Below are 22,316 nucleotides of genomic sequence, written 5' to 3'. Positions count from 1 at the left end.
TTAGGTGATAATTAATTTGTCTTGATAAAATATTTATCAAGACTAAAGAGAGGTGAAACATGGCAGGTATGGGGCTTATTGCAATTAAGCGAAGAATGAAATCCATAACAAATACTACAAAAATTACCAGAGCCATGGGGTTAGTTGCCACATCTAAATATAAAAAAATAAGAAATAAGGTAGATGTTAACAATAATTATCTATATAGGCTTGAGGAAACTGTTAAACAGGTTAAAGATAATTATGAAGATGATAGTATCTATACAAGAGGAAATAATAATAGCAAAAAATTGTATGTTGTATTGACATCAGATACAGGCCTTTGTGGTGGATTTAATTGGTCAGTAGTTAATGGACTAACTAATAGAATAAAAAGCAATAAAGAAGATTATAATGTAATTATCGTAGGTCAAAAAGGTAGAGCTTTACTTAAAAAGCTTAATATTGAAACTGTGGCTGAATACGTTGAGATTTTAGATACACCTTCTCCAAAGGAGGCTACTACTATTATTAATCATGCACTTAATATGTATAGTAGCGGTGATGTTGGTGAAGTTTATATTGTTTATAAAAAACTAATTTCGGCATTGAAAAATGAAGTTATAATTGAAAAGGTACTTCCTCTAAGTTCTGATAATGAAGAGAATGCTAGTAACGAGTATGTAGATATTACGGAAATAGACAAAAAGGCAATGTATGAGATTACTTCATTGTTTTTAAGTGGTAAAATGCTGAATTCTATGCTGCATTCAAAAGCAAGTGAGCACAGAGCTAGAATGGAATCTATGGGATCAGCTACTAATAACGCCAATGATATACTTGATAAACTTAATTTAAGTTATAATAGAATTAGACAAAGTGCAATTACACAAGAAATTTCAGAAATAGTTGGAGGAGCGGAAGCTCAAAGGTAAAAGGGAGTGAAAACAATGCCAGGACATATAGGAAAAGTAGTTCAAATAATAGGGCCTGTTATAGATATAAAGTTTGATTCAGATAGTCTTCCCAATATTTACAACAGTATTGAAATTCAGATGAATGATAGAGTAGTTGTAGCTGAGGTTGAACAGCATATTGGTGATGATATTATAAGAGCAATAGCTATGGAAGGCACAGAAGGATTAAGACGTGGTCTTGAGGCGTTTGATACGGGTAATCCAATATCAGTTCCAGTCGGAAATATAGTACTAGGAAGGCTGTTTAATGTTCTTGGAAAGCCTATGGATGAAATGGGAGAAGTTAAAGTAGATAAATACATGCCTATTCACAGATTAGCCCCAACATTTGAAGAACAGTCTGTTGAACCAGAAATGTTTGAAACAGGTATTAAAGTAATAGACTTAATAGCACCATATCAAAAAGGTGGTAAAATTGGTCTTTTTGGTGGTGCAGGAGTTGGCAAAACGGTTCTTATTCAAGAACTTATGAATAATATTGCAAAAGAACATAATGGACTTTCAGTATTTACCGGAGTTGGTGAGAGAACTAGGGAAGGTAATGATCTTTATAATGAAATGAAAGAATCAGGAGTTATATCTAAAACAGCTTTAGTTTTTGGACAGATGAATGAACCACCTGGAGCTAGAATGAGAGTTGCGTTAACTGGGCTTACCATGTCAGAATATTTTAGAGATCATGGTCAAGATGTACTCTTATTCATAGATAATATATTTAGATTTACACAAGCAGGTTCAGAGGTGTCTGCACTACTTGGAAGAATACCAAGTGCGGTTGGCTATCAACCAACACTTGCTACGGAAATGGGACAATTACAAGAGAGAATTACATCTACAAAACAAGGATCTATTACATCTGTTCAAGCTGTATATGTACCGGCAGACGATTTAACTGATCCTGCACCAGCTACTACATTCAGTCATCTTGATGCTACTACAGTGCTTTCTAGAGGGATAGTTGAACTGGGCATTTATCCAGCAGTTGACCCACTAGAATCTACTTCAACAATGCTTGATCCTAGAATAGTTGGCAGGGAACACTATGATGTTACAATAAAAGTTAGACATATCCTTGAAAGATATAAGGAACTTCAAGATATTATTGCAATACTAGGGATAGATGAATTATCTGAAGAAGATAAGATGGTAGTATTAAGAGCAAGAAAGGTTCAAAGATTTTTATCTCAACCATTTACTGTAGCTGAGCAATTTACAGGAATGAAAGGTAAATTTGTACCAGTAAAAGAAACGGTAAGAGGATTTAAAGAAATCATTGAAGGAAAGCATGATGACTTACCTGAAGCGGCATTTATGTTTGTTGGATCTATAGAAGAGGCAGTAGAAAAAGCAAAAACTATGGCTGGTGAATAAAGTATTTTTAAGAATATGTGCATAGAAATGGAAGTGTTTTTATATGGAAAATCATATAAAGCTTACTATACTTACTCCAGAAAAAGAGTTTTATAGTGGTGAAATACTGAGTTTGAACACGGAGAGCGATGATGGTAGATTTGGTATTTTTGCCAATCATGTTCCTATGATATCTCCATTAAAACCTACGGTGACAACATTTACAGATGTAAGTGGTAAAAAGTTAAAAGCTTTTACATCAACGGGGGTTTTAAGAGTGCTTCAAGGTGAGGTAGAAATGTTATGTAGTGCCTGCGAATGGCCAGAGAATATAGACGTTGAAAGAGCAAGGCAGGCGAAAGAAAGAGCAGAAGAAAGATTGAGACATAAGCATGGAATTGGTTTTATGAGAACAGAGAATGCTATTTTAAGAGCACTTGAAAGAATCAAGACAAAAGGATAGAGATTGTAAAATGAGGATATTAATATATCTTCATTTTTTTTTATGCTTAAAAATCGCATTTGATTTTTTTTAGCACATTTCCACTAAAATTTTATATATTAATAATATAAAGAATAGATATATAATAAATATCAATTCTTACAATAGCCCTACCTATATAATGAATCAAATAGCCCTCTTCACACTTGTGCTGGGGGATGATTTTTTTAATAACATGAATATTAAAAAACCATTATTTATAGAATAAAAAAATAAATTATGGTCAAGAATTTAATTGAAGGGTAGGGGGATTAGAATGAAAAGAAAAAGTATCGCACTTTTGTGTATAGTATTAAGTCTAATTATTTTACAAATTAATGTTAAAATTTCAAATGCGCAGGAGGCAGTTAGTTTATTCGATGAAATATTACTCCAAACTAAAAGTAAAACTGTGGAGTATGGATTGAAAACATGTTTTAAAACTGGGGAAGAACCAAAACAAGTTTGTGACTATTTAATTAAAGATTTAGAATTTAATAATAAAAAAACAAAATTAAACATTGCTGAGAATGAGGAGTCTTATTGTATAGAGTTTTCTGGTGAAAACGTTGAAGGATATATAGAGGCCTTAAAATACAAAAATGAGAATGATATAACGATAAACATAAGCAAGATAGGTAATGAAAATGGACTAGTATCTCTTAAAAATAAAGTTAGGGCTAGCATTGGCTATAGAGGTAAAGACATCAAATATTTTCAATACCTAAAGGCGAAAATTGGAGATAGTAGGAAAAGTGTTAAAACCGGAGATATTTATGGTGTTAATAATAGGATAATAAAAGTTTTGAAATCACATGGAACTTACAATATTGAGACCGTGAGTATAAATAATGGACTAAGTACTATAGCATATACTAAAAAATACGATGAACTGGTAGTCGATAAAAAGTTAATTGATTTTAATTATGCTATATGTAATTATTCATCTGGAAGATACATTATCATTGGTACACCTGAAATAATTACAACTTATTAAAAATAACAATATAATGGAGGAAGTAAATGGATAAATTAGTTATAAAAGGTGGGAAAAAATTAGAAGGTGAAGTGAATATTAGTGCATCTAAAAATTCGGTTCTTCCTATACTTGCAGCAACAATATTAAACGGTAATAGTTGTACCATTGAAAATGCTCCTATGCTTGAAGATGTATTTGTAATTTGTGATGTATTAAAATCTCTTAAGGCAGATATTAATATAGATAAAATTACTAAAATGGTGAAAATTAATACTGCTAATTTATTTAATAATGGAGCTAACGATGAATTAGTTAGAAAAATGAGAGCATCTTTTTTAATAATGGGTCCTATGCTTGGAAGATTCGGAAACTTCAAAATTTCTCTACCGGGTGGATGCAATATTGGAACTAGGCCTATTGATCTTCATTTAAAAGGATTAGCAGCTTTAGGTGCAGAAGTATCAGTAGGTCGCGGATATGTGGAAGCAAAAGCAAAAAAACTAATAGGAAGCAATATATATTTAGATTATCCTTCAGTAGGTGCTACAGAAAATATAATGATGGCAGCAACGCTAGCTGAGGGAGAAACAATAATAGGAAATGCAGCAGAAGAACCAGAAATTGTAGATCTAGCAAAGTTCTTAAGGGCTATGGGAGCGAAAATATATGGGGAAGGAACAGACACTATAAGAATTTTAGGCGTTAAAGACTTTAAAGAAGTTGTTTATAAGCCGATATATGACAGGATAGAGGCGGGTACATTTATGATAACTGCAGCAATAACGAAAAGCTTGTTTAAGATTAATGGCATTGATGAAATTCATTCAAAACCAATAATAGCAAAACTTACAGAGATGGGAGTAGAAATAGAAGTAAATAAAAATAGCATAATAGTTGATGGTAGGAAAAAGTTAAATCCGATAGATATAAAAACTATGCCATACCCTGGATTCCCTACAGATATGCAAGCTCAGATGATGAGTTTATTGTGTACAGTAAAAGGAACAAGTATAATTACAGAAACTATTTTTGAGAATAGATTTATGCATGCCACAGAATTAAAGAGAATGGGAGCAAATATAAAAATAAATGGTAGAAGCGCTGTAATAGAAGGTATAGATAGGTTTACAGGTTCGGAAGTTACGGCTACAGATTTGAGAGCGGGAGCAGCATTAATACTTGCAGGACTTGCAGCGGAGGGTACAACTACAATATATGATATATATCATATTGATAGAGGCTATGTTTCTATTGAAGAGAAATTAAAGGGTCTAGGGGCGGACATAGAAAGAGTGGGTTCTCATAAATAACAGGGAAATTCAATAATCAATAAAAATATATTGCGGTTCATTTATAATTTAAAACTTGAATAATTGGAATATGTAAGTTGTTATATTCCAATTATTTTATAATAGGCACCTAAAAATAATATACTAGCATAATGACTAGTTATTTTTTTTGGTGCCTTTTGGTTACAAATTGTCTAAACCTTTTTATTCACTATCCCTATTAGTAAATGCATAATAGTATACAGGAATTTAGTCAATGGAAAAAGTAATATTTTTTATAGTTATTTAATATGTATAAAGTAAAGGCTGTTTTGTAACGAGAGGAGAAAAAAATGAGAAGAGTTTTTATTACAGTACATTTAAAAAATATCCTTCTATTAATAACTGCATTTATTGCATTTATAGTTATTACTTCTGTTTTAATAGTGGGGGTAGGAAATAATAAAAGTATAAATAAGACTAAAAACTCTGCAATTAAGGTAGAAGACAATGAAAGTATTACCAAATATAGTTCACTAGCTAAAATCACTAAAGTTAAAGTTTTTATGTCAAAAGAAAATACTACAAAAGAACTTAATTTAGAAGAATATGTTACGGGAGTTGTTGCAGCGGAAATGCCAGCTGCTTTTGGAATAGAAGCCTTAAAATCTCAAGCAGTGGCGGCTAGGACTTATGCTTTAGCTCATGTCACAGAAATGGGTGGAACCACATGTAAAAATGGTAATGGAGCTGATTTATGCGATACAGTCCACTGTCAAGTTTATAGGACTAAGGGAGAACATATAAAAGAATGGGGAACTTCTGGTGAAGAAAATTGGAATAAGATTAAAATGGCAGTTGAAGGGACACTAGGACAGGTCTTAACATATAACAACAACTTAGTAATGGAACCTTATTATTTTGCAACTAGCAGTGGAAAAACGGAAAATTCCGAAGAGGTATTTAGCGATAGTATACCTTATTTAAGGAGCGTAGAAAGCCCAGGTGAAGAAAGAGCAGGAAGCTTTAAGAGTAGTAAAACTTTTAAGTATAAAGATCTAAGCCGAATTATAAATAACAACTACAATAATGCTAAGGTAACCTCAACTAATATTAAGAAACTAATAACAGTAATTGATAGGACTGAGGCAGGAAGTGTTAAGAATATTAAGGTAGGGAATATAACAATGACAGGTAGTAAATTTAGAACTATGCTAGGTTTGAAATCATCGAATTTTGAAATGAAGTTTAATTTAAGCAACGTAGAAATAGATTGCAGTGGATATGGTCATGGTGTAGGAATGAGTCAATGGGGTGCGGATGCTATGGCGAAAGATGGGAAAACTTATATTGAAATATTAACTCATTATTATCAAGGGACTGTTATATCCAAATAAAAAATAATATACCAAAGCTGGTTATCCTCTATAAAAAAATGGATAATCAGCTTTGCTTTTTATAAAAAGAAACTTGATGATAAATAGCTCCGCAGGAGATAATAAATAGCTCCGCAGGAGATAATATAAGCAAAACTAAGAGTAAATAATTTAAAATGTAGTATAAACTTAAATAAATTTTAGAAAATATGTATGTTTTAATACAATATGGACAAAAATACAAATGGAGGTGTTTGTATGGATAAGAACGCAAACAATAAGACATTAAACTTTTTTAAGAAGGAAGGATTCTATGTAATTTTATTTGTTTGTTTATGTATAGTAGCTACAGTAGCGTCTATAACAGCAAATAATAATAAGAAACTTTCAAGCAAGCAAGAAGTGTTACAAAAGGAACAAGCAAATGCAGGAGATGTTATAAAAGCGCAACAAAAAGAATATGAGGGTGCTCTTCAAGTAAAAGAAGAAAAACAAGCTAAGGATAAAGCACTTAAAGCAGTACCAAACATCAAAAAGGTTACAACAGGAAATGCAGCATCAGCAGTTTCTAAATCAGTTAATGCTAAATTTGTAAATCCTGTAGCAAATGGATTACTCGCAAGGGCATATTCAAAAGATATTGACTCAGTAGTATGGAAGACGGATGGAAGTTATAGAACAAATTTAGGTATTGATATTCAAGCAAAAATAGGTGAGCCAGTTGTAGCGGTTATGGATGGAATAGTTAAAGAAGTTGGTACTGACGTTGATGGTCAAAAAGGTAAGATGGTTCAAATAGATCATCAAAATGGATTTGTTACTAATAGTACTAATTTAGATGAAAAAATATTAGTAAAAAAAGGGGATAAAGTAACTAAAAAGCAGCAAATTGGTACAGTGGGAAACACAAGCTTAAATTCATTCAAGGAAGAATATGGGTCTCACTTACATTTTGAAGTTTTGCAGAGTAGTAAGAATGTTGATCCTGCTAAATATGTAAAATATGAGAAATATCAACCTGAAGAAACTAAGAAATAACCAATAACCATCTCAATTAGCCATTTTTTAAAAATATATTGGAAGATGACTAATTGGAATGGAATTTAAAAGCAAGATAATGCATATTTATAAATATATAAGGGTTAAGGAGGCAACACTTGAAAGACTATATTGAAAATCGAGTACTAGAAGTTGCTAAGTATATTATTGAGTCAAAATCTACAATAAGAAGAACTGCCAAAGTGTTTGGCGTTAGCAAAAGTACTATACACAAGGATATGACGGAAAGATTGCCTACAATAAATCCTCAAATTGCCAGCGATGCAAAAATAATTTTAGATATAAATAAAGCTGAGCGACATATAAGAGGTGGAAGAGCAACTAAATTGAAATACAAAGAAGCACAAGGATAAAAACATTCGAAGCTAAAAACTATAAAAAAATTTTAAAATTAAAAAAGGGTTTTCTTATAGCTTTATAGAATAGAGTTTAGTATAATTTAAATATTGAATATACTAAAGAGCAGGAGTGGTTTTGAAATGTTTTTTTTTAGAGTGGGTACAGAAATGGGAATAGATTTGGGTACATCTACAGTGCTTGTATATATTAAAGGAAAAGGTGTTATATTAAAAGAACCTTCTGTTGTTGCCATAGATAGAAATAATAATAGGGTATTGGCAGTAGGAAAAGAAGCAAGGCAAATGATAGGAAGAACACCAGGCAATATTGTGGCAATACGTCCTATGAGGGACGGTGTTATTTCGGATTATGATATAACTGAAAAAATGTTAAATCATTTTATAAAGAAGGCTTGTGGAAAAAGAAGGCTATCTTCTCCAAAAGTTGTAATATGTGTACCTTGCGAAGCAACGGAAGTAGAAAGAAGAGCGGTAGAAGATGCAGGTAGAAATGCTGGAGCTAAGAAAGTCCAACTTATAGAAGAACCACTAGCAGCGGCAATCGGAGCAGGACTTGATATTACTAGAGCAAGTGGTAATATGGTTATTGACATTGGTGGAGGTACAACTGATATTGCAGTTATTTCTTTAGGAGGCATGGTTGTACGTGAATCAGTTAAGGTAGCTGGTGATAAGTTTGATGAAGAGATTATAAAATATATCAGAAAAAAACATAAATTAATGATTGGTGAGAGGACTGCAGAGGATTTAAAAATAAACATAGGTTGTGCTTATAAACAAGAAGAAGAGACAAGCATGGAGATAAGAGGAAGAGATTTAATTACAGGTCTTCCTAAGAATTTAGAAGTATCATCAGACGAAATGAGAGAAGCTTTAAAAGAGACGGTATCTTTAATAGCAGGATGTGCACATTCCGTATTAGAAAAAACTCCACCTGAACTTTCAGCAGATATAGCTGATAAAGGTATAGTTATGACTGGTGGAGGTGCATTGTTAAAAGGCTTAGGTAAGCTCGTACAAGAGGTTACTAAAGTACCGGTATATCTAGCGGAGGATCCGGTTTCATGCGTAGCACTCGGAACAGGTAAAGTATTGGATTATATGGATAAGTTAGATAATTCGTTCAATGGAAGAGAATTATACTTAACAGAATAAAAAGTATAAACAAGCTATAAAAATAAGCAATACAATTATTAGTTTAATTGTATTGCTTATTTTTATATTATATGAAATTTCTGAATTAAAATCGTGGATAATTATTTAAACAGGACTTAAATTATTTTCTTCATTGTTAAGGGAGTACAAATAATATGAATGCAAAAGAGATCTGCTTAAAACATTAGCAATTTCCATTACCAAACTCAATCTTATGTTTCTATTAGTAAACAATTCACTGTCATCACTTGAATCTACTATACCTATTAATGAAACATTGCCTACCTTAGGAAGGGTTTTCCCTACACCTTTGCCAGGATGAATTGGATAATTTCTAGCTTGGAGTTCTCCAATGTTTGAAATGTCTCCTAAACAAGCATCTACACCTATTATAGTACAATTTGGGTGCAAAGCATTTATTTTAGATAATTTACTATCTATGTTTAAGGCATGAATTGGATTATCTATAGTGCCATATACAGGTAATGGAAAGGAACTATTTTTTAAAAGTGTACCAACTAAAGGACCTAGACAATCACCTATACATCTATCGGTACCTATGCAAACAACTAAAGTATTTTTGTCAATATAGTCTTTTAGAAAATTAGAAAGTGTATAGTATGCTAAAGGATCTTTATAATGGATTTTAGCTTTACTCAAGAAATATACCTCCTTGTATTGCGCTGGGAAAAATAATTAGTTTCCTATGAATAATTTATATGAATAAATCCCGCGTATTATTATAATAAAAGAATAAAAAAATGATTAATAGAAAATAATACATATGTATATTAATTATATAAAGGAAAACCAAATAAAAAATATAATGAATTATTTGTGGGGAATAGTAAGTTGTATCAATGCTTAATATTGAGCAAATATGCGAATAATATAGTTATGTAGAGGAGAAGTCGTTTATTAAAAGAAAATAGACTTGAAATTAATTAATTAAAGTTGTATAATAATTCTTGTCGACACGGTAAAACGGCAAAATGATAAAAAATATAATATGCTGGCATGGCTCAACGGTAGAGCAGCTGACTTGTAATCAGCAGGTTGTAGGTTCAATTCCTATTGCCAGCTCCATAAGTGGAGGAGTTCCCGAGTGGCCAAAGGGGGCAGACTGTAAATCTGTTACGTAATGTTTCGATGGTTCGAATCCGTCCTCCTCCACCATTTATAATGATTTACAATAAATTATGGTTTACAATAAATTATGGGAGCATAGCTCAGCTGGGAGAGCATCTGCCTTACAAGCAGAGGGTCACAGGTTCGAACCCTGTTGTTCCCACCATAATAATCTCTTTAAAATAGAATAAAATGCATGCTGGCATGGCTCAACGGTAGAGCAGCTGACTTGTAATCAGCAGGTTGTAGGTTCAATTCCTATTGCCAGCTCCATATATGGAGGAGTTCCCGAGTGGCCAAAGGGGGCAGACTGTAAATCTGTTACGTAATGTTTCGATGGTTCGAATCCGTCCTCCTCCACCAAAAGACATCTATAGATGTCTTTTTTATTTTTAGGAGAGTTTAGATTTTGTTGACACTATAGAATGCATGTGGTATTATGATTAAAACTTAATAATTGATAACTCTTATCAAGAGAGGTGGAGGGAAAAAGGCCCTATGAAACCCGGCAACCGGTGCAATGCACCATGGTGCCAATTCCTGCAGTTATAATCTGCAAGATAAGGGAGATGGTTAAATCACCTCTTCTTATATTTGGAAGAGGTTTTATTTTTTTACAAGGAAATTCCAGAGCAGTAGAAAGGAGAATTATAATGAAAAGACTATTTACATCAGAATCTGTTACAGAAGGACATCCAGACAAAATTTGTGATCAAATTTCAGATGCAGTACTCGATGCTATTTTAGAACAAGATCCTTATGCTAGAGTTGCTTGTGAAACAGCAGTTACTACAGGAATGGTTTTAGTTATGGGAGAGATAACAACTAATTGTTATGTAGATGTTCCTAAAGTTGTTAGGAATACCATTGAAGGCATAGGATATACTAGAGCAAAATATGGTTTTGATGCTAGTACATGTGCAGTACTTACATCTATTAATGAACAATCGCCAGATATAGCTATGGGAGTTGATGAGGCCTTAGAATCTAAATCAGGTGAGGTTGATAAGGTTGACTCAATAGGTGCTGGTGATCAAGGCATGATGTTTGGGTTTGCAACCAATGAGACACCGGAGTACATGCCACTACCGATTGCTATGGCTCACAGATTAGCAAGGAAATTAAGCGAAGTAAGAAAAAATGGCACATTAGATTACTTAAGACCAGATGGAAAGACTCAAGTTACTGTAGAGTATGAAGATAATAAGCCAGTAAGAATAGATACTATTGTTATTTCAACTCAACATGCAGAAGAAGTAATTCATGATCAAATTGAAAATGATTTAAAAGAGTATGTAATAAAACCTGTAGTTCCAAGTGGATTATTAGATGAAAATACTAAATATTATATAAATCCTACAGGTAGATTTGTAATTGGAGGACCGCAAGGAGACTCTGGTTTAACAGGAAGAAAAATAATAGTAGATACTTATGGTGGATATGGAAGACATGGCGGTGGAGCATTCTCAGGAAAAGATGCGACAAAAGTTGATAGATCTGCTGCATATGCTGCAAGATGGGTTGCTAAAAATTTAGTTGCTGCAGGAGTTTCAGATAAATTGGAAATTCAGTTAGCTTATGCTATAGGTGTAGCTAAACCGGTGTCTATAGAGGTTGAAACTTTCGGAACAGGAAAAATCGCCGATGATAAAATAGTTCAAATAGTTGAAAAAGTATTTGATTTAAGGCCAGCTGTAATTATAAGAGAATTAGAACTAAGAAGACCTGTTTATAAACAAGTAGCTGCCTATGGACATTTTGGAAGAATTGATTTAGATCTTTCATGGGAAAAACTAAACAAGGTTGATGAAATAAAAAAGTACGTATAATATAAAAAAAGGGATAACAATTATTAATTGTTATCCCTTTTTAGTGCATGTGATTATTAAGCAGTATTTTGATAAAACCTAAGATAGGGGTATACTGAACATAAGAGATGTAAAATACATATGATATAATAACATTAATAATAATATTATTGTTAATAATATTATTAATGTTATTATATGAATTTATAAATAGGAGAGATTTTATGCCGGAAATACAAGGGATAATCGAAGATGTAGTATTTCATAATGAAGAAAATGGATATATAATTGCTCATTTGAATGATAATAAAAAGCAGATAACTGTGGTAGGCATTGTGCCATATATAAGTGAAGGGCAGAACCTGAAATTAACGGGGGAATGGGTTACTCATCCTCAATTTGGCAAGCAATTTAGAATAATACAATGTGAGGAAATAATACCTAGTTCACTTGAAGGTATAGAAAAATATTTAGCTTCAGGAGTTATTCAAGGAATTGGACCAATAACTGCTAAAAAAATTGTACAGCACTTTGGTGAAAACACCATGAATATATTAGATAATGAAATTGAAAGATTAAAAGAGATTGATGGTGTAGGACAAAAAAAGATTCAATTAATTTTTGAATCATATTCTAAGCAACGAGAAGTTAAAAACATAATGATATTTCTTCAAACATATGGAGTAACACCTAACCAATGTGTGAAAATTTATAAAAAATATGGAGGAGACTCTATAAAGGTAGTGCAGGATAATCCTTATGTGTTAACTGAAACCATTTCTGGGGTAGGATTTAAAATTGCGGATAAGATAGCACAAAGTTTAGGCATCGACAAAGAGTCGCCTTTTAGAATACAAAGTGGAATTAATTATGTGGTAAATGAATTTTGTGCTATGGGAAATACTTATATGCCCTTAAACAAATTATACAAAGAATCTAAAAATATTCTTGGGGTTACGGCTGAAGAAATTGAGAAAAATGTTTATGATAATGTATTGCAGGGGAAATTGAAAGTTGAAAATATTGATGAAGAAGACTGTGTTTTCACTATGCCTTTCTATTATTGTGAATTAGCTATTACTAAAAAAATTATAACATTATCTATAGAAAAGTATGACGAATTAGAAATAGACATAGAAGAAAAGATTAATGACTTCGAAGAAGAAAAAAACATAAAATTTGCAACGTCTCAAAAGACAGCTATTTGTGGTGCTGCAGAAAATAGTATTGAAATTATAACTGGAGGTCCAGGTACTGGCAAAACTACTATAATTAATTGCATTATAGAGGTATTTGAAGAAGCGGGAATGAAAGTTTATATGGCTGCGCCCACCGGAAGGGCCGCCAAGAGAATGACAGAGGCTACTGGTCGCGAAGCCAAAACCATACATAGGTTATTAGAACTTGGAGTAGGCAGAGATGATGGGTCGCAGTTCTCTAGAAGTGAGGAATCACCTTTAGATTGTGATGTGCTAATTATTGATGAAGCATCTATGATAGACATAATGCTTATGAATAGTTTATTAAAAGCTATCAGCGTAGGAACTAGACTTATAATCGTTGGTGATGTTGACCAATTGCCATCTGTCGGACCGGGTAATGTACTAAGAGATATTATTGACAGTAAATGTGTTAAAGTAGTTAAGCTTAAGGAGATTTTTAGGCAAGCACAAGAAAGTATGATTATTGTGAATGCTCATAAAATTAACAATGGCGAGATGCCTATTTTAAATAAAAAGGATAAAGATTTTTATTTTATTGAAAATAATGAGCCAGAGAAAATCTTAGACAGTATAATTGCTTTAATTAATACCAGATTGCCGAAATTTAACAAAGAGTGGGATAAGATGAAGAACATTCAAATACTCTCTCCTATGAGAAAAGGGGTATTGGGTATAGAAAATCTAAATGGAAAGCTTCAGCAAATATTAAACCCTAAATCTAAGTATAAAAAGGAAAAGGAATATAGGAATACTATATTTAGGGTAGGCGACAAGGTTATGCAAATTAAAAATAATTACTCTATAAAATGGAAAAAAATTAATGCAAAAGCCGAAGATGGAGTGGGGATTTTTAATGGTGATGTAGGGTATGTTGAAGATATTGATGAAGATAATGAAAATGTTATTGTGATTTTTGATGATGACAAACGGGTAGAATATGAAGGTGTATATTTAGATGAACTAGCCTTAGCGTATGCTATTACAATACATAAAAGTCAAGGTAGTGAGTTTGAAGTTGTAATTATGCCTATGTTTATGGGTCCCCCACTTTTAATGAACAGAAATTTACTTTATACAGGGATAACTAGAGCAAAGAATATGGTTGTTTTAGTGGGAGCAATAAAAGCTGTTAATTTCATGAAAGATAACAACAGAAGTTTCGAACGGTATTCTGCTTTGGGCTGGAGAATAAGGCAAATAGTAGTTACAAATGTGGACCATGATGAAAACTAGATTGATTTGTTTAGAACAAATATTAAATTGCAAAGGAGATTTTACATGCTTTTCTACGCAAAATTAAACCTTAGTAAAGAAAAAGATGAAATTAGCAAAGAAATTTTAAAATGTTCTTTAAACGGAAAAAAAAGAATTGATGTTGTATCTATGTTTTACAACTCCTCTGATATATTGTTAGAAACTATAATTGCATATGTTAATGAAAAGAAAAATATATTGTATATAACTAATGAAAACCAGAGGAGTATTGATATTATTTACTTCATAAATAAATTTAGTAATTTAGGTCAATATGTATATTCACCTGAAACGAATTATGGCAGTGTGAATGAGTATTTACATATATGCAATCATGGAAATGCGTTAAAACTCCAAGAAAAATTTGATTTGATTATTTATAATGATATTAGGAGTTTTCCTAAATACACTAGGCAACAAATAAAAAAAGTATTATTAAGAATGTGTAAAACAAATGGTGTAGCTATAGCCTATTCTGTAGAGAATGTTTTAAGCGAGGGCACACCAATAATGTTTCCGTTAAAAAACAATAATATTCCGATTATAGAGCCTAGAATCATAACTACAAGAATAAATCTTAGTATGGATATACCTTTGGTTGTTTATCAATATTTGAATTGGTCAATTATATCTAATAGAAAGGTAATAATATTTACACCAGATGAGGAAAAAACTATAGCGGTCTTTGAGTATCTAAGTAATTTCAAAGAAAAGTTAAGTGAAAATATATTTTTATTTATTAGTAAGAAAAGCGATGCTAATATTAAAGTAAAGTTCATGAATGAAGAGGAGGGTATAATAGTCACTAATGACTTTGAAGAAAGTTACCTAGAATTTCATTCAATTGATGTTATAGTTTATTTTGCTGATAATATTAAATATAATCATAAGCAGCTATTATATTTATCAAGTAAGGTTGGGAGATATGAAAGTATACAAAGGGGAGAGGCTATATTTCTAGCTAATGTTGAAACTGTGCAAATGGATAAAGCTAAAAATATAGCTAGAAAATTTAATGAGAAAGCGTGGGAGCGAGGATTATTAAATATATAAAAAAAATACTTTATTGTTTAGTTCAGCTCATATATTCAGGCGATGAACAGTGCGTAATCTGTAGTGGATATAGTGAGGAAAGTGAAGCTTTGTGTACTAAATGCAGAGAAAAATTGAAGCGCTGTGCACAAAGCTTTTATATAGGTCGCAATGAAGAAAAATATCTTGTTTGGTCAGTGTTTTATTATTCTAATATAGTAAAAGAATTAATTATTAGGCTTAAATATAAAAGCGATTTTATATGCGGTGAGATCTTAGCTGAATACATGTTACAACTTGTAAAAAACAATGAATTACAGTTTGACTTAATATCTTATGTACCTATGACTAAAAAAGCTTTAAAAAATAGAGGGTATAACCAAAGCGAGTTTTTGGCAAGCTATTTATCCCGATTTTTAAATATTCCAGTAGTGTGCAACTTGATTAAAACTGAGGACACTAAAGATCAAATAGGTCTCAATGGCGAAGAGCGATGGAGCAATATGGAAAAGTGTTTTGAAATCCAAAAAAGTGAGATTATAAAAAATAAAAATATTTTGCTTATTGATGATGTTATAACCACTGGGGCTACAGTGTTTCATTGTGCGCGTAGACTGAAAGAAAAGGGAATAAATAATATTTGTATATTGACTATAGCAAAAAGTAATGTATAATATTTATTGTAGTAAGTTAGGTTTGTGGTTGAAAGTCGATGCCAGTCGCAGGCGAAACGATCCACGTAAGTTAAACAAAGTTTAGTGAGCATGGTGCGGCTTAGAGGTTAGTCCTGCCGTTTAGTAGACGAGAGTGTTAGTAGTGAGAGGGTAATTCTGGGTAGCAAAAGCTCCAGCAGGCGAGTGTGGGGTCAAAGACCAGGTCAACTAACTTAATATATAAAAACTCCTAATATTATATTAGGAGTTTTTATTTTATTGGTACCTAAAAATATCGAATATAATTTAAATTGTATTAATATTGTGTGAATTCTGATTTTAATGGTTGCTATTTAGCATTTAAAGTAATAGAATTGAAATATAAAACATATATCATGCTTAGTAATTAAGCAGTATGTAGATATTAGAGAGGGGCTGGAAGTATGAAAGTCAAAGTAATAGGAAGAAATATAGAGATAACAGAAGCCTTGAAAAATATTATAGACAAGAAAATAGCAAGATTGGATAAGTATTTTAGTCCAGATGTGGAAGCACAGACAACATTAGGCGTTTGTAAGAATAGACATACAATAGAAGTTACAATCCCTTTTAATGGAGTTATTTTAAGATCAGAAGAGCAAAATGAAGATATGTATACCTCATTAGATATTGTTGTTGATAAATTAGAAAGACAAATTAGAAAAAATAAAACAAAATTAGAAAAAAGGAATAGGGGAACGTCTCTTAAATTTCAAGGCATACCAAAATATGATAAGAACGAAGATGATGGTATAGATCCTAAGATAGTAAAGATGAAAAAATTTGCATTTAAACCTATGTCAGCAGAGGAAGCAGTACTTCAAATGGAACTCGTTGGTCATAGTTTCTTCGTATATATGAGTGATGGTAGTTCAGAGGTAAATGTAGTATATAAAAGAAAAGATGGAAATTATGGTTTGATAGAACCAGAATTTTAAAATATATTAAATTTAAAGGATTAAAGTAAATTTACTTACTTTAATCCTTTTTAACTTTGAAAAATATTATAATATTTTTCAAAGTTTATATAAGTTGAACAGCAACAAATTAAGTGGTATAATTTTAGGTATATATTTAGGAACTATTAAAATGAATAGTGAGGATGAAAAGTATGAAATTTTTTGAAAAGTTATTTGGTAGTTATAGTGATAGAGAAATAAAAAGAATAATTTCAACAGTAGATAAAATAGAAGAATTGGATTCGTTTATGACTGGTTTAAGTGATGAAGAACTTAAATCAAAAACAGAAGAATTTAAAACTAGATTAAATAAAGGAGAGACTTTAGAGGATATATTACCTGAAGCCTTTGCGGTGGTTAGAGAAGCTTCATGGAGAGTTCTTAACATGAAGCATTTTAGAGTACAACTAATTGGTGGAATAGTACTGCACCAAGGAAGAATAACAGAAATGAAAACTGGTGAAGGAAAGACCTTAGTGGCTACACTTCCTTCATATTTGAATGCGTTAACAGGAAATGGTGTTCACATAATTACAGTTAATGACTACCTTGCCAAAAGAGATAGCGATGACATGGGACGAATACACGAATTCTTAGGTATTTCTGTAGGCGTAATTATTCATGATTTAGATCAAACACAAAGGCAAGCGGCCTATAATTCAGATATAACATATGGGACAAATAACGAATTTGGGTTTGACTATTTAAGAGATAATATGGTTGTTTATAAAGAAGAAAGAGTTCAAAGAAAATTAAACTTTGTAATCGTGGATGAGGTTGATTCTATATTAATAGATGAAGCTAGAACACCGCTTATAATATCTGGAGAAGGAGAAAAATCTACGGATTTCTATAAAGTAGCAGATTATTTTGTTAAGGGTCTAGTGAAGGAAGAAGATTATACTATAGATGAAAAAGCTAGTGCTGTCATATTATCTGATGCTGGTATAGATAAAGCGGAAAAATATTTTCATTTAGAGAATTATGCTGATGCAGAAAATATGGGTATACAGCACCATACAGTTCAAGCTTTAAAAGCAAACTTCATCATGAGAAAAGATAAAGATTATATGGCAAAGGATGGTCAAGTTATTATAGTGGATGAGTTTACTGGAAGACTCATGGAAGGCAGAAGATATAGCGATGGGCTTCACCAAGCTATTGAAGCGAAAGAGAGCGTCAAAATTGAAAAAGAGTCAAAAACTCTTGCAACCATTACCTTCCAGAACTATTTTAGAATGTATAATAAGTTATCGGGCATGACTGGAACTGCGCTTACAGAAGAAAATGAATTTAGAGAAATATACGGATTGGATGTAATAGTAATACCTACGAATATGCCATTAACAAGAATTGATAACGCAGATTTAGTGTTTAAAACTGTAAATGGGAAATATAAAGCTATAGTAGATGAAATAGTTGAAACTTATAAAAACAAGCAGCCCGTTCTCGTAGGAACTGTTAGTATAGAAAAATCAGAATTATTATCTGATATGCTTAAAAAAAGAGGAATTCCTCATCAAGTACTTAATGCTAAATATCATGAAAGAGAAGCGGACATAGTCTCTCATGCAGGAGCACGTGGCATGGTTACCATAGCAACTAATATGGCGGGTCGTGGTACAGATATTAAGCTTGAAGAAGGCGTTGTTGAAGTTGGTGGACTCAAGATAATTGGAACTGAAAGACATGAATCTAGACGTATTGATAATCAGCTTAGGGGCCGTGCTGGTCGTCAGGGAGATACTGGAAGCTCAAGATTTTACATATCACTCGAAGATGATTTAATGAGAATATTTGGGTCTGAAAGACTTCAAGGGGTTGTAGGAAAATTAGGATTAACTGATGAGGACGCTATTGAAAGCAAGATGGTAAGTGGTGCTATAGAAAGTGCTCAAAAGAAAGTTGAAGGAAATAACTTTGATATAAGAAAAAATGTTGTTCAATATGATGATGTAATGAACCAACAGAGAGAAATAATTTATAGACAAAGAACAGAGGTTCTTCAAGGCGAAAACATAAAAGATCAAATTGAAGAAATGATACAAGATGTTGTTTTCACTGCAGTTGATTCACATATTAGTGGAATTGAGGAAAGTTTTGATGAGGAATTAGTAAAACTTATTAACTATCTTGAAGAAATATATCTTCCAAAGGGTATGGTTTCAATAGAAGAACTTTCTAAAACATCTAATGAGGAAATTAAAAATACTCTTTTAGAAATAGCTAAAAAAATCTATGATCAAAAAGAAGAAAATTTTGGTGACGAACAAATAAGAGAAGTCGAAAGGGTTATTCTTCTAAGGGTAGTGGATAGTAAATGGATGGATCATATCGATGAGATGGAACATTTAAAGCAGGGCATTGGACTTAGAGCTTATAAGCAACAGGATCCATCACAAGCCTACCAAATGGAAGGTAGCGATATGTTTGCTGAGATGATTGAAATTATAAAGACGGAAACTGTTAAATACTTATTTCACGTGCAAATAGAAAAAGCACCTGAGAGAGAAATGGTTTCTAAGATTACATCAACAAATCATGATAATTCCATTAAAAATGAGCCAATTAAAAAAGTAACTAAACAAGGAAGAAATGATGAATGTTCTTGTGGTTCAGGGAAGAAATACAAAAATTGCTGTGGCAGAGGTTAATAATTATTAATAACTTCAGACAACCGCATAAGGGATAATAATAGTTGGAAATACAAAACTGTCAATTTTCAACTGAAAAGGGATGAGCAATTGATTCTTGCTTATCCCTTTTCAAATATAATGAAAGAGGTGCTATAATTGATAATACTAATCGAAGAAACAATAAGTGAATTAAACGTATTAAAAAGTAATGTAGAAGAGATTAGGGTGTCTCTTTGACGTAGCATCTATGGAAAAACAATTAAAAGAACTTGAGTTTACAATGCAGGAGACGAGCTTTTGGCAGGATATAAAAGCGGCACAACAAGTTACTCAAAAAGCTAAGGGTATTAAAGATAGAATTGATAGATTTAATTTAATAATTAGTAAGATAGAAGATTTGGAAGTGTTAATTGAACTAAGTGAGGAGGAAGAAGATGATTCCTCTATAGCAGAAATGAAAAGTGAATTAAAAGACCTAACGCTGGATACAGATAGGTTCAGGATAGAAATTTTATTATCTGGGAACTATGATATAAATAATGCGATTTTAACGCTTCATACCGGTGCAGGTGGAAGTGATGCTCAAGATTGGACAGAAATGCTTTATAGAATGTACTCAAGGTGGTGTGAAAAGAAGGGATATAAGATCGAAGTTTTAGATTATCAGCCATCTGATGAAGCGGGTATTAAAGCAGTGACATTAAAAATAACTGGCGAATATGCCTATGGATATTTAATGGCCGAAAAGGGAGTGCATAGGTTAGTAAGAATTTCACCTTTTAATGCAAATGGTAAGAGGCAGACTTCGTTTGCATCTTGTGAAGTACTTCCAGAGCTTACCGATAATCAAGATGTTGAAATAAAGCCTGATGACCTCAGAATAGATACTTATAGATCTGGAGGGGCAGGAGGTCAACATGTAAATAAAACTGACTCAGCCATAAGGATTACCCATATACCTACGGGTATAGTAGTACAGTGTCAAAATGAAAGAAGTCAGCATAGTAATAAACAAACTGCGATGAAGATGCTTATGGCAAAATTATTAGATTTAAAGGAAAGAGCTAAAAAAGATAGAATAGAAGACTTAACCGGGGATTTGAAAGAAAATGGTTGGGGAAGTCAAATTAGATCTTATGTATTTCATCCATATAATTTGGTCAAGGATCATAGGACTAATACAGAAATGGGTAATGTAGATGCAGTTATGGATGGGGATATTGATATTTTCATTGAGGCGTACTTAAGGCAGAACAATAAATAACTTCAGGTGTATCTCATTTCAAGCATTTGCAATGTTAGTGGTTGGTCACGTCGGCACAGGTAATATAGCCAGCCTTGCTACTGGCATAGCAATGGGCGGACCTGGTGCTGTTTTGGGATATGGGCTATTGCTTTTCTTGGTGCAGGTTCTTCCTTCATAGAATGTACTCTTGGTCAAGTTTATAAAGGGCGAATGAAAAAGATAGGTATAAATAAAAAATCCAGCAGAATATATTACATATTCTACTGGATTTTTTATTTTTGTTATGTATAGGTCATAAGCATTTTCATCTTATGATTTACATGCAAAGTGTATTATTTAGTTATCACTGTTCCTGCTGTTCCGCTTATTGCTTCTCTAGCCTTTTCGAGTGATGTTATAATTGCTTTTCTGCCTTCTTTTGCTTCAACGAAAGCAAGAGCTGCTTTTATTTTTGGAAGCATAGAACCAGGAGCAAAATGTCCTTCTTTAATATAGGTTTTAGCTTCTTCAACAGTTATTACCGAAAGATTCTTTTGATTTGGAGTGCCAAAGTTAATAGCAACCTGTTCAACTGCTGTAAGGACAACTAATGCATCAGCATTTAGTAATTCAGCTATTTTAGAAGAAGCAAAATCTTTATCTATTACTGCTGGAATGCCTTCAAGGTTACCATTTCCATTATCAATTACAGGTATACCGCCACCTCCAACAGTTATAACAACATGTCCGGCGTTAACTAATGTTTTAATAATAGGTTCTTCAACTATAGATTTTGGAAGTGGTGAAGCCACTACGCGTCTCCAGCCTCTATTTGAATCTTCTTTCATTGTATATCCTTTTTCAGTCATTAGTTTCTTAGCTTGTTCTTCTGTAAAGAAAGAACCTACTGGTTTAGTTGGATTCTTAAATCCTGGATCGTTCTGATCAACAATTACTTGAGTAACTACTGTTGCAACGTCCTTATTTATTCCTCTTTTTCCCATCTCTGCCCTAATGCTTTGTTGCAGATGATATCCTATATAACCTTGACTCATAGCGCCACATTCAGGAAAAGGCATTATTGGGCTATTTTCATTTATAGAAGCTGCTGCTTCATAAGTAGCTATAAGTTGACCTACTTGAGGTCCATTACCATGAGCAACAATAACTTCGTGGCCCTCTTCAATTAAATCTACAATGGCTTCTGAAGTCTGTCTTGCTGTTACTAACTGTGCTTCTGCTGTAGTATCCTTTGGATTTGCTTGAAGGGCATTTCCACCAAGTGCTATTACTATTCTTGACATATACATTTCTCCTTTTATATTATATATAAAATATAATTTATTTAACAACTTAAAGGTATTTTATAAAATTTC

The 22,316-nt window shown here is 32.3% G+C and carries 18 protein-coding genes, 5 tRNA genes, 1 pseudogene and 1 riboswitch; of the genes and pseudogenes, 22 read left to right on the top strand and 2 right to left on the bottom strand.

Features of this window, described 5'->3' with window-relative positions; genetic code table 11:
* Window positions 1–59: 59 nt before the first annotated feature.
* From atpG to mreB, 9 genes are all read left to right on the top strand, one after another.
* On the top strand, window positions 60–914 hold the full coding sequence (atpG, locus tag ACWJJ7_RS10315) for an ATP synthase F1 subunit gamma (protein ID WP_462962058.1): 855 nt from the start codon (window positions 60–62) through the stop codon (window positions 912–914).
* A gap of 15 nt (window positions 915–929) precedes the next feature.
* Window positions 930–2,327: a F0F1 ATP synthase subunit beta gene (atpD, locus tag ACWJJ7_RS10310; RefSeq protein WP_462962057.1), complete on the top strand. Its 1,398-nt coding sequence runs from the start codon at window positions 930–932 to the stop codon at window positions 2,325–2,327.
* Window positions 2,328–2,370: 43 nt separating this feature from the next.
* Window positions 2,371–2,769 carry a F0F1 ATP synthase subunit epsilon gene (locus tag ACWJJ7_RS10305; protein ID WP_462962056.1) on the top strand — a complete coding sequence of 133 codons (399 nt, stop codon included), beginning with the start codon at window positions 2,371–2,373 and terminating at the stop codon, window positions 2,767–2,769.
* 295 nt (window positions 2,770–3,064) lie between these two features.
* Complete coding sequence (locus ACWJJ7_RS10300) at window positions 3,065–3,784, top strand: YwmB family TATA-box binding protein (protein ID WP_462962055.1); 720 nt, start codon at window positions 3,065–3,067, stop codon at window positions 3,782–3,784.
* A gap of 26 nt (window positions 3,785–3,810) precedes the next feature.
* Entirely contained in the window at window positions 3,811–5,076 is a 1,266-nt protein-coding gene (gene murA, locus ACWJJ7_RS10295) for a UDP-N-acetylglucosamine 1-carboxyvinyltransferase (RefSeq protein ID WP_462962054.1), read from the top strand.
* Between the two features lie 311 nt (window positions 5,077–5,387).
* Window positions 5,388–6,431, top strand: a complete 1,044-nt coding sequence (gene spoIID / locus ACWJJ7_RS10290) for a stage II sporulation protein D (protein WP_462962053.1) — start codon at window positions 5,388–5,390, stop codon at window positions 6,429–6,431.
* 237 nt (window positions 6,432–6,668) lie between these two features.
* A complete protein-coding gene (locus ACWJJ7_RS10285; RefSeq protein ID WP_462962052.1) occupies window positions 6,669–7,448 on the top strand; it encodes a peptidoglycan DD-metalloendopeptidase family protein in 780 nt (259 codons plus the stop codon).
* 119 nt (window positions 7,449–7,567) lie between these two features.
* Window positions 7,568–7,822: a sporulation transcriptional regulator SpoIIID gene (gene spoIIID / locus ACWJJ7_RS10280; RefSeq protein WP_462962051.1), complete on the top strand. Its 255-nt coding sequence runs from the start codon at window positions 7,568–7,570 to the stop codon at window positions 7,820–7,822.
* A gap of 126 nt (window positions 7,823–7,948) precedes the next feature.
* Complete coding sequence (gene mreB, locus ACWJJ7_RS10275; protein ID WP_462962050.1) at window positions 7,949–8,983, top strand: rod shape-determining protein MreB; 1,035 nt, start codon at window positions 7,949–7,951, stop codon at window positions 8,981–8,983.
* A gap of 105 nt (window positions 8,984–9,088) precedes the next feature.
* On the opposite strand, the gene yyaC is transcribed toward mreB, so the two are convergent.
* The gene (gene yyaC / locus ACWJJ7_RS10270; protein WP_462962049.1) at window positions 9,089–9,643 is read right to left on the bottom strand and encodes a spore protease YyaC; all 555 of its coding nucleotides are present in this window, start codon (window positions 9,641–9,643) and stop codon (window positions 9,089–9,091) included.
* Between the two features lie 351 nt (window positions 9,644–9,994).
* Here yyaC and ACWJJ7_RS10265 point away from each other — a divergent pair.
* The 13 genes and pseudogenes from ACWJJ7_RS10265 (at window position 9,995) to ACWJJ7_RS10205 (ending at window position 21,252) form a co-directional block, all read left to right on the top strand.
* A tRNA-Thr gene (locus ACWJJ7_RS10265) sits at window positions 9,995–10,069 on the top strand.
* 5 nt (window positions 10,070–10,074) lie between these two features.
* Window positions 10,075–10,159: transfer RNA gene (locus tag ACWJJ7_RS10260), tRNA-Tyr, on the top strand.
* A 42-nt stretch (window positions 10,160–10,201) separates the two neighbouring features.
* Window positions 10,202–10,277 (top strand) — tRNA-Val (locus tag ACWJJ7_RS10255).
* Window positions 10,278–10,309: 32 nt separating this feature from the next.
* Window positions 10,310–10,384: transfer RNA gene (locus ACWJJ7_RS10250), tRNA-Thr, on the top strand.
* 5 nt (window positions 10,385–10,389) lie between these two features.
* Window positions 10,390–10,474: transfer RNA gene (locus ACWJJ7_RS10245), tRNA-Tyr, on the top strand.
* A gap of 101 nt (window positions 10,475–10,575) precedes the next feature.
* Window positions 10,576–10,678, top strand: a riboswitch (SAM riboswitch).
* 86 nt (window positions 10,679–10,764) lie between these two features.
* Entirely contained in the window at window positions 10,765–11,940 is a 1,176-nt protein-coding gene (gene metK, locus ACWJJ7_RS10240; RefSeq protein ID WP_462962048.1) for a methionine adenosyltransferase, read from the top strand.
* A gap of 203 nt (window positions 11,941–12,143) precedes the next feature.
* On the top strand, window positions 12,144–14,375 hold the full coding sequence (gene recD2 / locus ACWJJ7_RS10235; protein WP_462962047.1) for an SF1B family DNA helicase RecD2: 2,232 nt from the start codon (window positions 12,144–12,146) through the stop codon (window positions 14,373–14,375).
* Between the two features lie 45 nt (window positions 14,376–14,420).
* Window positions 14,421–15,449 (top strand): hypothetical protein, encoded by a 1,029-nt coding sequence (locus ACWJJ7_RS10230; RefSeq protein WP_462962046.1) that lies wholly within the window; start codon window positions 14,421–14,423, stop codon window positions 15,447–15,449.
* Entirely contained in the window at window positions 15,422–16,102 is a 681-nt protein-coding gene (locus tag ACWJJ7_RS10225; RefSeq protein ID WP_462962045.1) for a ComF family protein, read from the top strand. Before ACWJJ7_RS10230 ends, ACWJJ7_RS10225 begins: the two co-directional genes overlap by 28 nt.
* Before the next feature lie 422 nt (window positions 16,103–16,524).
* Window positions 16,525–17,058: a ribosome hibernation-promoting factor, HPF/YfiA family gene (gene hpf, locus ACWJJ7_RS10220; protein ID WP_165413081.1), complete on the top strand. Its 534-nt coding sequence runs from the start codon at window positions 16,525–16,527 to the stop codon at window positions 17,056–17,058.
* A gap of 173 nt (window positions 17,059–17,231) precedes the next feature.
* Window positions 17,232–19,733, top strand: a complete 2,502-nt coding sequence (gene secA, locus ACWJJ7_RS10215; RefSeq protein WP_462962044.1) for a preprotein translocase subunit SecA — start codon at window positions 17,232–17,234, stop codon at window positions 19,731–19,733.
* A 138-nt stretch (window positions 19,734–19,871) separates the two neighbouring features.
* Window positions 19,872–20,979, top strand: a protein-coding gene (gene prfB, locus ACWJJ7_RS10210; protein WP_462962043.1) for a peptide chain release factor 2 whose coding sequence is annotated in 2 segments (ribosomal slippage) — window positions 19,872–19,949 and window positions 19,951–20,979 — 1,107 coding nt in all. Because the reading frame shifts where the segments join, the coding sequence is not laid out codon by codon here.
* A pseudogene (locus ACWJJ7_RS10205) lies at window positions 20,972–21,252 on the top strand (alanine:cation symporter family protein). Before prfB ends, ACWJJ7_RS10205 begins: the two are co-directional and overlap by 8 nt.
* Window positions 21,253–21,293: 41 nt before the next feature.
* Here the strand turns inward: ACWJJ7_RS10205 and arcC are convergent.
* Window positions 21,294–22,244 carry a carbamate kinase gene (gene arcC, locus ACWJJ7_RS10200; RefSeq protein WP_462962042.1) on the bottom strand — a complete coding sequence of 317 codons (951 nt, stop codon included), beginning with the start codon at window positions 22,242–22,244 and terminating at the stop codon, window positions 21,294–21,296.
* Window positions 22,245–22,316: the final 72 nt, after the last annotated feature.

The organism is Clostridium sp. CM042, assembly GCF_055080995.1.
This window is presented reverse-complemented; position numbering and strand designations above follow the sequence as displayed.

Excerpts from the sequence above, each read along its gene's own strand:
- atpG (WP_462962058.1), top strand. The coding sequence starts at position 60 with ATGGCAGGTATGGGGCTTATTGCAATTAAGCGAAGAATGAAATCCATA.
- secA (WP_462962044.1), top strand. The coding sequence starts at position 17,232 with ATGAAATTTTTTGAAAAGTTATTTGGTAGTTATAGTGATAGAGAAATA.
- hpf (WP_165413081.1), top strand. The coding sequence starts at position 16,525 with ATGAAAGTCAAAGTAATAGGAAGAAATATAGAGATAACAGAAGCCTTG.
- recD2 (WP_462962047.1), top strand. The coding sequence starts at position 12,144 with ATGCCGGAAATACAAGGGATAATCGAAGATGTAGTATTTCATAATGAA.
- mreB (WP_462962050.1), top strand. The coding sequence starts at position 7,949 with ATGTTTTTTTTTAGAGTGGGTACAGAAATGGGAATAGATTTGGGTACA.
- atpD (WP_462962057.1), top strand. The coding sequence starts at position 930 with ATGCCAGGACATATAGGAAAAGTAGTTCAAATAATAGGGCCTGTTATA.
- ACWJJ7_RS10300 (WP_462962055.1), top strand. The coding sequence starts at position 3,065 with ATGAAAAGAAAAAGTATCGCACTTTTGTGTATAGTATTAAGTCTAATT.
- metK (WP_462962048.1), top strand. The coding sequence starts at position 10,765 with ATGAAAAGACTATTTACATCAGAATCTGTTACAGAAGGACATCCAGAC.
- ACWJJ7_RS10305 (WP_462962056.1), top strand. The coding sequence starts at position 2,371 with ATGGAAAATCATATAAAGCTTACTATACTTACTCCAGAAAAAGAGTTT.
- murA (WP_462962054.1), top strand. The coding sequence starts at position 3,811 with ATGGATAAATTAGTTATAAAAGGTGGGAAAAAATTAGAAGGTGAAGTG.
- ACWJJ7_RS10230 (WP_462962046.1), top strand. The coding sequence starts at position 14,421 with ATGCTTTTCTACGCAAAATTAAACCTTAGTAAAGAAAAAGATGAAATT.
- ACWJJ7_RS10285 (WP_462962052.1), top strand. The coding sequence starts at position 6,669 with ATGGATAAGAACGCAAACAATAAGACATTAAACTTTTTTAAGAAGGAA.
- arcC (WP_462962042.1), bottom strand. The coding sequence starts at position 22,244 with ATGTCAAGAATAGTAATAGCACTTGGTGGAAATGCCCTTCAAGCAAAT.
- spoIID (WP_462962053.1), top strand. The coding sequence starts at position 5,388 with ATGAGAAGAGTTTTTATTACAGTACATTTAAAAAATATCCTTCTATTA.